The organism is Trueperaceae bacterium, from assembly GCA_031581195.1.
GTDB lineage: Bacteria > Deinococcota > Deinococci > Deinococcales > Trueperaceae > SLSQ01.
Genome location: JAVLCF010000202.1, coordinates 1 through 1,845 on the forward strand (window position 1 = coordinate 1; position 1,845 = coordinate 1,845).

The 1,845-nt window shown below is 75.8% G+C and carries 2 protein-coding genes; both read right to left on the reverse strand.

The genetic code is table 11. From position 1 onward, the window contains the following. Positions 1-16: 16 nt before the first annotated feature. A complete protein-coding gene (locus tag RI554_11410) occupies positions 17-691 on the reverse strand; it encodes a glycosyltransferase (protein ID MDR9392622.1) in 675 nt (224 codons plus the stop codon). A gap of 8 nt (positions 692-699) precedes the next feature. Then, positions 700-1,791: an RIP metalloprotease gene (locus RI554_11415; GenBank protein MDR9392623.1), complete on the reverse strand. Its 1,092-nt coding sequence runs from the start codon at positions 1,789-1,791 to the stop codon at positions 700-702. Positions 1,792-1,845: the final 54 nt, after the last annotated feature.

Here is a 1,845-nt window from a genome sequence, read left to right on the forward strand (position 1 = left end):
CGGAGGTCCGGGGGCGTCACGCCCGCCGCGCGATCGCGCGCAGGACGTCGGCGTACATCGCGAGGCGGGCCCGGACGCCGGCTACGAACCCGCGTTTCTCCTCCTTCATGACCTGACCGACACCGTCCAGGGCGACGTCGGTGGGGGGCGCGCCGCGGCGGCGGAGGGTGCGCTCGAGCGCGACCTCCACCCCGAACCGCGCCGACGCCAGATCGGGCACCGCGAGGAGCGCGTCGCGCGGCACCACCCGCTGCCCGCCGAGCCCGGGGGCGAGGCGTTGCGCGCTGGTCGTCGCGGCCCGCGCGCCGCGAAACACGCCGCGCGTCGACGCCGCGCGCCCCTCGAGGACCGGACGCAAGAGTGCGTGCACGTGGGCCGGGGCGAACCCCTCGAGGTCGGCGTCGAGCAGCACCAGCAGGTCGGCGTCGGACGCGGTCGCGCCGGCGTGCAGCGCGCCGCCCTTCCCGACGTTGTGCGGGAGGCGAACGACGCGCGCGCCGGCGGCGACGACGACGTCGGCCGTGCGATCGCGCGACCCGTCGTCCACGACCAGGACCGGGCCGACGTCGGCGTCGCGGGCGGCGGCCACGACCCGCGCGACGCGCGGCGCCTCGTCGTACGCCGCGATGAGGACCTCGATGCGCGGCCCCTTCGCGGACGGGGTGCGCGGACGGGTGTCGGCGGGGGGCATCGGCGCGCTCAGCCGGCCGAGAGAAGCCCTTGGACTTCCTGCAGGGTGATGAGCACGATCAACGCCAGCACCGCCACGATCCCGACGAGATGGAACGCCTCCTCCTGGCCGGGACGGAACGGCCGGCCCCGGAGCGCGACGACGCCCGCCACCAGGAGGCGCCCGCCGTCCAGGCCGGGAATGGGGAGGAGGTTGAACACCGCCAACGAGAAGTTGATGAGGGCCGCCACCACGAGGACCGGGGCGATGCCGACCTGCGTCGCGTCGTTCACGATCCCGACGATGCCGACCGGCCCCGCAACCTCCTCGCTCGTGCGGCCCGTCGCGGCGGACGCGAAGCCGCGCGCGAAGCCGACCACCATCTCCGGGACCGCCCGCACCGCGAACGTCGCGGATTCGGCGAAGGCGACCGGGAGCGGGACCGGCGCCACCTCGAGCGGCGCCAACTGCACGCCCAAGCGCGGCGGTTCGCCGGCGGGCACGTCGTCGGGGGGCCAGGGGACCTCCAGCGGCACGAGGACGCCGTCGCGACGCAGTTCGAGGCGGAGGCGGTCCCCCGCACCGCGGATCGCGTCGACCGCTTCGGCCGGGGTCGGGTCGACCGCCGTCCCGACCCGCGCGAGGACGTCCCCCGCGCGCACGTCCAGGCGCTCGGCGAGCGAGTCCGGCGCGACCGCGGCGATCTCGGCGCCCGATACGTCGGGCGGCACGTCGCTCGTCAAGGTTCGGAAGGCGGGGTTCGCGACGACGGCGGCCGTCAACAGCACGGTGCCGAGCACGAAGTTCGCGACGACCCCCCCGATCAGCACCCACGCCTTGCCGGCGAAGCCGAGGTCGGCCATCCCGCCCTCGGGCGCCTTCAGGTTGCCGTCCGCGTCGCGTTCGGCGGCGAGGCCGGGCAGGTCGACGTACCCCCCCAACGGCACGGCGGACAGGCGCCATTCGGTGCCGCGCCAGGTCCGGCGCCACACGACGGGCCCGAACCCGACGCTGAAGGCGCGCACGGGCACCCCGACGCTGCGGGCGTTGAGGTAGTGCGCGAACTCGTGCACCAGGACCGCCGTCAGGAGGATCGCGAGGAACGTGAGGGCGGTGATCACCGAGAGGTCTCCACGCCCGCAGTATGGCAGCGCCGAGGGGGGCGCACCGTTCCG